The following is a 7,785-nucleotide window of genomic DNA, read 5'->3' as shown; positions in this document are numbered from 1 at the left end:
CAAAAATTTGGGGTGAACAGAAAAAGCATCCCGTATTTTTGATACGAAATGCTTTCAATAAGTGTAAATAAGTTTTAACGTTTACTAAATTGTGATGCTTTACGAGCTTTTTTCAAGCCTGGTTTGACAAGGTTTTGTTTTAGATCATTTTAGAATAGCTTAATAAAGGCATTCAACAGTTTCACTTAAAATTTTTATTTCAAAAAATTTATATAAGTTTTATTGAATGAGGGAAATTTCAGTATGGTTATAATCCTCCTCTTAATTAGTGGTAACTTAATTTAATTCTCTGCAAAATGCTTTTCAAAAGACTCTTATAAACAATTAATTGCATCAAATGTATCTTTGAACTTTATTTCATGAACATATTAAAGAACTTTCTATCTACAAACCTAACCGTTCCGAATCCCAGTTTCCATACTCATCATAACCAAAACCATCAGGATCCATTGCATCAATACCACATTGTTCTAAAAATCTTGAACAGTCATGACAGTAATACACCTCATCCCTCTCATCGCTACCTTCCCAATCAATTTCATGCTTGGAAAACAACTCACCACACTCACTACATTCGTATAATTTTGACATAATATAAACTCCTATTTTTAATAAACAAGTATATGAAGCTTCTACATTATCAGACTCAGCCTGATCCATAGCAAATACTGTTACTTCGACTATTTTTATTAACGAAATTAAAGGATCATCTTACTTTTCTCTTAAACAGTTTACAACAGAAAATGCATTGACTATCCCAATTTTATGTTTTTTATTAAGCAATTTTACACATTCAGAGAAACTCAAGTTGTTCTCTTTTATAAATTCAATTTCTTCCCCGCCATTCTTAATCATATAATCTGTAAATTTTGATGCAATAATATATCTTCTAACAACAAAATAGATCATTCCAATAATCAACACAATATTAAGCATTACTTGTAAATTCATTAAGACTTTCCTCCTATAATGGAACGGCAGGGTATACACTACCTCAAAAAAACTTCTGGTCATGCTTCTGACACAGAAACTAGAACAAACATATGACTCACTTTATTTTTAATAAGCTAATCATAACTTTATTCCTCACTTTCTTAAGAATACCGATATTATAGTCCATTAATTTTAATTTGTCAATTATTTTTTATTTAAATTATAATATTGACCAAAACAATGCTTTTTTATGTCCCATATTTCTGTTATAATGTAAATACAGAATTGTAGGTGCCGTGAAATGAAAAAAGAAAAATATCCCTCAAATGAGAAAACAAGACAAATACTGCAAGACAATTTAAAGTCTATTAGAGAAATTTTAAATTGGACAAGTGCTGATTTAGGTGATCTTATTGGAGTCACTAAACAGACCATTAGTAATTTAGAAACAAAGAATAGCAAACTAACCAAACTACATTACATTGCAATACGAACAGTAGTTGATTTTGAAATTGAAAAATTAAAGTCAACCGACTCTGATAGAGCTAAGCGTGCTGAAATGTTATTAGAAGTATTGTCTAAAGCTGAAGCAGAAAATCTAGATTTTGATGAAATCTCTCAGGCTTCTAAATTAATTGTATCCTCTAAGTCTGCTGCTATTGCAGGTACTATAATTGGTGCACTGATCCCTTTTGTTGTCAATGGATTTAATAAAAAAAATAAATGACAGAAACTTTATATTCTAAATATCATCAAAAAGGAAAAGCTCCTCTTTTAACTATGACAAGTTTCAAAGAGGAGCTTTTTATTGTGTTTTCCGAAATAGAACGGAAGTGTTGAAGTATGTATTCTTAAAAATAAGAAAAATCTAATTAAATCATTCAAGCACTATAAAGTTAATGCACTATATATCAAGAATTGAGAGATGATCTATTTCTTTTCTAATTAATCTTTTCTATAAAATTCAACTTTATTTATAAAGCCATCGTCTGTACTTCTTCCAACATACTCTGCTCGGTAAGGCACATTATTAGTATTGAAAATAACCAAATCATCCTTAGGAACTTGATTAATATATTCATACCACTTGTTAGGATCATCCACTTCAGCAAAATAAAGATTATTCTCCAGTAGACCATCTACGTTATAACTTTCAGATTCTTGTTCATAAACTAGTTTCATTAGCTTTGGTTGGCTTGTTTTTGTTTCTTGAATATACAATGGTATATGTTTTGGCACTTTAGAAATCGCAAGAAAGAAATTATTAAATGAAAAATCTAGAATACCAAATTTAGTAATATCAAAATCTTTTAAACCTCCAATTATAAAACATAAAAGATATAAAGTATTTTCTCTGATACGTTTTACTTCTTCAATATCTTCTAGGTTGTGTTTATGAAAATACCCATTTCGAACGGAATCTTTATAATCCAATAAAAGTTTATTTAATAACTCTTTTCCCTGGGCACTTAGATTCCAACACTTTTCATTATCGGATACATACCAGATTAGTGAACCTAAACTAATATCCATAAATTTAAGATTATTACGACTAACTAAAACTTGATAAATTCCTTCATCATTATCTGGATGCTTCCTTACTTCCTCTTCTCTAGGATACTTCCTTTTGTGATTCCTCTTGACGTACTTTTTCCCTCTTTTGATCCATTTCTCACTTCTGTCATAATCCATCTGATAACATAAAATTTTGTAAAGAAACTGTTCAATTGTCTTTAAATAACCGGCTACAACAGAAGTATAATCAAATTTATATTCTAATTTATTATTGTTAAATTTATAGACTAACACCTGATACAAATATTCGGAAGTGATATATGATTGGGCGAAGTCTGATTCCCCTATCAACACTTGAGCTTTACCATGTTCTAAATTTGAACAAATATTGGATATATCATTTCTGCCTAAAGAATCAAATTCTTTTGATGAATTATAAGTTAATAATTGAAAATCTATATTTTTTATAGTTTCTCTTAAATCAAGTTTAACGCTAGTAACATTTGCAATATTTATCCTAGGAATTGTGTTAAATCCGATTAACTTATGCATTTCTTCGATCACTTCTTCTAATGTGGTCAAAAAACAATTGTATAAGTTTCCATTTATAAACTCTTCAAAAAACGTTTTAATTGAATAATCAGAAATATTTATTACTTCTCGATATTGGTTTAATCCAAAATCTTGTTCATCTGAAAAATGTAAAATGATTACTTTATCTATCTGAAAATTTTTTATCAAATCTTTTACAATATCATCAGTATCATATAATTTTGTATATCTTACCCCATATCTAAGATTATTCTTTATAAAAATGAATTGAAATGGGCAAATATTGTAATTTTCTATTTTTTCATTATTAAACCCGTTATATATTCTTATTTTCTCAAGGTAGCTATCAACTTTATAACCACTCTCAGTCAGCAATTCTTCTAAAATAGGATTTATTAAATAGTTTCGGATATACGTCTGGAGTAAATTCTCATATGCCTTATAAAAATAATAATTATCTGAAGCAATAGGAAAGATAGGAAAATCCGAACGATTTCTAGCTGTATTTCGTATAAAATTTTTATATGGTCCCTCAAAGATTTTACTCTCAAATAGTGACTTAAAATAATTTGCCTGATTTTTGATAGAAACTATATTTTTTTCTATTATCATATTTTCAATCCATTTCTAAAATTTAAATAAAAAGCATACAGTAAAACTGTATGCTAACCTTCTAGCCTTTTATTATTGATTTCATTATACTTGATAACAATTTCTTTTAGTGCTAAAAGGACTTCTGCTGCTAGCTCAAGACGAGCAAGGGTTTTGTTATCCATTTTCATGGTCTTTCCTCCTTCTGGGCGACTCTAGTTCGCCAACAATGGAAGTCACAGCATAGTGATATTGTAAGCGTTTTTCTTTAGTTTGTCAAGTCTTTTTAAGTTCCTTAATACACTGGGACATTCTCTATAACAGTCATCTGCTAACATTTCCTTTGTACATTTAACTTTCCGAAAAATGTATCTTTTCTGAAAAGATAGTTTCGAGCATTTCTAAAATATCTTTAGAATATTGATAAAAGCTATTCCCATATTAGCTAAGATTATGATCATACATTACAAGAGAAAATAAATGATGGACTTGATAAACATTCAATAACTTTTATAATCATTTGGTACAAAAAGAAATTTAATATCAAAAAAAGCCAGTCACAATAGGCTTTTTCTTGTGTAGTTTGATGCCGAATGCAATAAATCCTTCATTTTAGTGTAGAAGAAAATAGTAATCGATACTTGAAATAGAGGGATTCTTATTAAAAATATTTTTCGAATAAAAGTGATTTGAAATACAATTTGGTACAAATTTGGTACAAATAAACTTCGATTTAATGATTATATAATCTTCCAAGGAAGGAAATTTTAATTTTTTAAAAATATAGTTGCCAGATATTTTTAAGTAAAATTAAATAGTTGTCTATTGATAGATACTTTTTTTATTTAGGATCTATTCTTGATTTCTCTTATAATTTCTTCCATTTCTGTTTTAACAGAGGTTCTTTCTACTTTGTATATGTATTCAGGCTTAAGTGATGGGTTGTTAGGATTTGTCACTTCATAACATTTTTCGTAATCTTTTAATTCAGGAATTGCCTCGTACCACTTTCTAAAGGAACGAGCAAGTACGATGATTACATCTTTCTTTTTTATTCGTTGATTAATTTCATAAAAAAGAAATTTTTGAGATGGAAGATATTTTTCAGTATCTATTTTTGCTTTCGTTGGAATCTTGTCAAACCAGTCATCGTAAGACTCAGAATGATACGGGAAAAATTCAGCAAGTGCAATATTTTGGGCTATTATTTTTAAAGAATCTAGAGTGTCTTTCTTCTTGTTTTTACTTTTATTATCGTCAACCAAAAACTTCAATCTTTTTCCCCAATAACCTAGGTCATCCTCAGTTGCTAAATCTAGGGCATGAAAACGTGAATTTTTCATTTCTAGATTGTTTTTTATAATATCTTCATATCCCTGTTTATTTTTATAAGCACGCTCGTATTCTTCTTTATATCCTGGGTTTAGGCTCAGTATCATAATTTCAGCATTTTTTAGATCTCCCACAAAGTGTTGCGGATAGATACCTAACTGTAAATCCTTAATTTTTTCTGAGGTATTTAATAATTTTTCAAAATATTTCCAGTCGTCACTAGCAACAATTATTTTTTTATCACCAAAAATTCGGGGCTCAGTTTCTAGCCAAGGATTCTTCATAATAAAACTCTCTCTTTCTCATTTTTATAATTATTGTAGCATAAGGGTATAATATTTTGCAGGGAAAAAATTCCATTAACTAATGATATAATAATGATAGATATAATTGATAAATTTAAGTTGATAGCAATTACTAACCAATTAATACAACGTATTAAAGAGGAAATACAATAAGGTAATGTAATTTATTGTTACTTTACCTTGTTTGGAGGGCATATGAAAAGAGAATCAAAAGAAGTTAAAAATCCGATCCCTGTTAGTGTAAATGGCTTCAAAGCAACTGTAGGTGATTTAAATAGGCAAGGAATTCCAATAATGGCTTTAGGAGATATTGCCAGAATAAATGCGGGATTAGATGTTACGCAGTTATCGGCTATGAAAGCAATTGAAAGCATGATGTTGAACTCACCAATAATTAAATATGCTGAGGTTATGAAAAATAGTGGTGTTAAAGAGGCATCTAAAGTATTTGCTGAAATAGAAGAACAGCAAACAGAATTCCTTAAAAAGACAACAGAAGTTGTTAAGAAAACAATTGCAACTTTTGAGAAGTCATACCTTGAAATACTATTGAGCCTTAGTGATTCAATTAATGTACTTAAACCTTTATATTCAGCTGAAGAATATGAAAAAATCAGAGAAAATATAATCCTTTTAGCTAGTAAAGGGTGGGTTGTTTTTTTTCAAAATGGAGATCCAGTTAGTGATTTAATATCTGATAATTTAGAAGAATTAGAAACGAAATGGTATATTCTGTTAGAAGATATTATAAATAATAGTGAAAAAGTAGTAGACTTGGAAGAGTCTGATTGGTATTCAAAGCCATTAGTGAAATCAATGGTTGATTCATATAGTAGTGGAAATTATTATTCGGCATATACCCTTGCGACAATAGCGATTGATGGTGCAATAAATAGATTTTATGAAAAAATAGAAACAAAATCATTAAATCGAAATAAAAAAGATGGAATTCAGGTGGGGAAAGGAGCAGTGAATGTGCTAAATCAAACGTTACAAGATAAATTTATTAGCAATACTATTTATGATATTGGGCTAATAAGTTGGCTGTATGATTTTTTTGCATATACTCCTCGTTTCAATTCTGATAAACCTAACAGGAATATGATTAATCATGGACGGTGGGAAAATGATATGTCAAAGAAGGATTTTCTTAAATTGTTTAATGTTTTATTATATATTAATGAGTCTTTTGATTTTTGGCATGAGGAAATTTTAGAACTAGGTATATAATATTTTCGATTAATTTATTTTTTCGAAAACAAATTTTATGTGCTTATGAACTTCTACACAACAAAATTAGAACTTTCCGAAAAAGACCTATTTTCCTGAAAGTTTTAAATTTGAAACGATGAACAAGCAAAAACAACCGGAAAAGAAACTGTTCACGACTGCTTCTTCTCTGGTTGTTTTTTATACTAACGATTTTTCCGACTTAATTGATAAGAGTACATCACAGGGATAAACACAACGGCGAGGATGACCAGCACCAAAACATAAGAAAGTGCGAATTGAAGTCCTGCTTCAAGTAGAAGGATCAACCCTCCGAGGACCCACAATTTCCCTGCCAAGCGATGGGTTTTGTGCCAGTTATCTTCACTCTGTAAGGTCCAAGGCAGACGGATTCCAACCGTGTGATTCACTTTTAGCTTAGGCATGTAATTGCCCATGATTACAAAGATGAGCCCTAGCAGAACCGAAACAAAAACTGATGGATTGGTAGTAGATCCTAGCGCCTTGCTATAGATGAGATAGGAGGTACTTAAGGAAACGATTGGGGTCAACCAGTAAATCGCTCTGATCATTTTTTCATTCATAGCGCTATTCTTAGAATCGCGACCGATCATAAAGATCATAAACAGATGCACCATGAGATCGAAAATAGGAAGACCAAACACAACCAGGGGTTTCGATTGGAAGTTATTGGCCTGGCCAGCAAAATTGAAGTGAATCGGGATTTGGTTAGGCAATTGCGACCAAATCATCAGCCCCCAAAGCATGGGGAAAAGGATCACCATAGAAGTTAATAGCAATAGTTTTTTATTCGTTTTCATCAGTAGAGTCTCCTTTCAAATCAACGAGCCAGACCATTAAATCCTCCAAGACAGAAGTATTGAGTTCATAGTAGATAAAATTCTTCTCTTTTTCCTCTCGAATTAAATCTGCCTGCTTGAGGAGGCTTAAATGATGGGAAATGGTCGCTCCTGCTACATCAAAGTGGCCAGCGATATCTCCAGCAGATAATTTCCCTGCCTTTAGCAGTTCTAAGATACTTCTTCTTATCGGATTCGATAAAGCTTTAAATGTTTGCGCAAAATTCATTCTCTATCTCCTCCAATCTATTTAGAAATCTTTCTAAATAGATTCTAGTACTTTCGAATGGGTTTGTCAACTCTATTTTGAAAAAAATCTAAATAGTTTCTGTTGTAAAAAAATATCAGACCTAAGACCGATTCTTATAAGCAGCGTCTTTTCTTAAGTTTTCTTTAAGAAATCAGCCTTATAATAAAACCATCAAATAAAGACCTCCTAACTTTGTTTGATAGAAAATCCTAAACTT

General features: G+C 30.2%; 8 protein-coding genes. 2 read left to right on the top strand and 6 right to left on the bottom strand.

Annotated features, from left to right (window positions below; genetic code table 11):
• Positions 1-384 precede the first annotated feature (384 nt).
• Entirely contained in the window at positions 385-660 is a 276-nt protein-coding gene (locus ADI76_RS03385; RefSeq protein ID WP_239683614.1) for a hypothetical protein, read from the bottom strand.
• A 51-nt stretch (positions 661-711) separates the two neighbouring features.
• Positions 712-951, bottom strand: coding sequence for a hypothetical protein (locus ADI76_RS03380; protein ID WP_048788775.1), 240 nt, complete (start codon positions 949-951; stop codon positions 712-714).
• A 283-nt stretch (positions 952-1,234) separates the two neighbouring features.
• Between ADI76_RS03380 and ADI76_RS11825 the strand changes: the two genes are divergently transcribed.
• Positions 1,235-1,660, top strand: coding sequence for a helix-turn-helix transcriptional regulator (locus ADI76_RS11825; RefSeq protein ID WP_049514764.1), 426 nt, complete (start codon positions 1,235-1,237; stop codon positions 1,658-1,660).
• Between the two features lie 218 nt (positions 1,661-1,878).
• On the opposite strand, the gene ADI76_RS03370 is transcribed toward ADI76_RS11825, so the two are convergent.
• Entirely contained in the window at positions 1,879-3,612 is a 1,734-nt protein-coding gene (locus ADI76_RS03370; RefSeq protein ID WP_049514763.1) for a hypothetical protein, read from the bottom strand.
• An 824-nt stretch (positions 3,613-4,436) separates the two neighbouring features.
• Positions 4,437-5,207: a hypothetical protein gene (locus tag ADI76_RS03365; RefSeq protein ID WP_049514762.1), complete on the bottom strand. Its 771-nt coding sequence runs from the start codon at positions 5,205-5,207 to the stop codon at positions 4,437-4,439.
• 216 nt (positions 5,208-5,423) lie between these two features.
• Between ADI76_RS03365 and ADI76_RS03360 the strand changes: the two genes are divergently transcribed.
• On the top strand, positions 5,424-6,458 hold the full coding sequence (locus tag ADI76_RS03360; protein ID WP_049514761.1) for a hypothetical protein: 1,035 nt from the start codon (positions 5,424-5,426) through the stop codon (positions 6,456-6,458).
• Positions 6,459-6,643: 185 nt separating this feature from the next.
• Here ADI76_RS03360 and ADI76_RS03355 read toward each other — a convergent pair whose 3' ends face one another.
• Both ADI76_RS03355 and ADI76_RS03350 read right to left on the bottom strand, forming a co-directional pair.
• On the bottom strand, positions 6,644-7,279 hold the full coding sequence (locus tag ADI76_RS03355) for an SdpI family protein (RefSeq protein WP_049514760.1): 636 nt from the start codon (positions 7,277-7,279) through the stop codon (positions 6,644-6,646).
• The gene (locus ADI76_RS03350; protein WP_003009465.1) at positions 7,266-7,547 is read right to left on the bottom strand and encodes an autorepressor SdpR family transcription factor; all 282 of its coding nucleotides are present in this window, start codon (positions 7,545-7,547) and stop codon (positions 7,266-7,268) included. Before ADI76_RS03350 ends, ADI76_RS03355 begins: the two co-directional genes overlap by 14 nt.
• Between the last annotated feature and the right edge of the window lie 238 nt (positions 7,548-7,785).

Origin of the sequence: Streptococcus parasanguinis (assembly GCF_001074805.1) — a bacterium.
Taxonomy (GTDB): domain Bacteria; phylum Bacillota; class Bacilli; order Lactobacillales; family Streptococcaceae; genus Streptococcus; species Streptococcus parasanguinis_A.
The sequence above is the reverse complement of the archived record's forward strand: the minus strand, read 5'-3'. Positions and strand labels throughout refer to the sequence as shown.

Coding starts and splice junctions, on each gene's coding strand:
- ADI76_RS03385 (WP_239683614.1), bottom strand. CDS start 660: ATGGATCAGGCTGAGTCTGATAATGTAGAAGCTTCATATACTTGTTTA.
- ADI76_RS03380 (WP_048788775.1), bottom strand. CDS start 951: ATGAATTTACAAGTAATGCTTAATATTGTGTTGATTATTGGAATGATC.
- ADI76_RS11825 (WP_049514764.1), top strand. CDS start 1,235: ATGAAAAAAGAAAAATATCCCTCAAATGAGAAAACAAGACAAATACTG.
- ADI76_RS03370 (WP_049514763.1), bottom strand. CDS start 3,612: ATGATAATAGAAAAAAATATAGTTTCTATCAAAAATCAGGCAAATTAT.
- ADI76_RS03365 (WP_049514762.1), bottom strand. CDS start 5,207: ATGAAGAATCCTTGGCTAGAAACTGAGCCCCGAATTTTTGGTGATAAA.
- ADI76_RS03360 (WP_049514761.1), top strand. CDS start 5,424: ATGAAAAGAGAATCAAAAGAAGTTAAAAATCCGATCCCTGTTAGTGTA.
- ADI76_RS03355 (WP_049514760.1), bottom strand. CDS start 7,279: ATGAAAACGAATAAAAAACTATTGCTATTAACTTCTATGGTGATCCTT.
- ADI76_RS03350 (WP_003009465.1), bottom strand. CDS start 7,547: ATGAATTTTGCGCAAACATTTAAAGCTTTATCGAATCCGATAAGAAGA.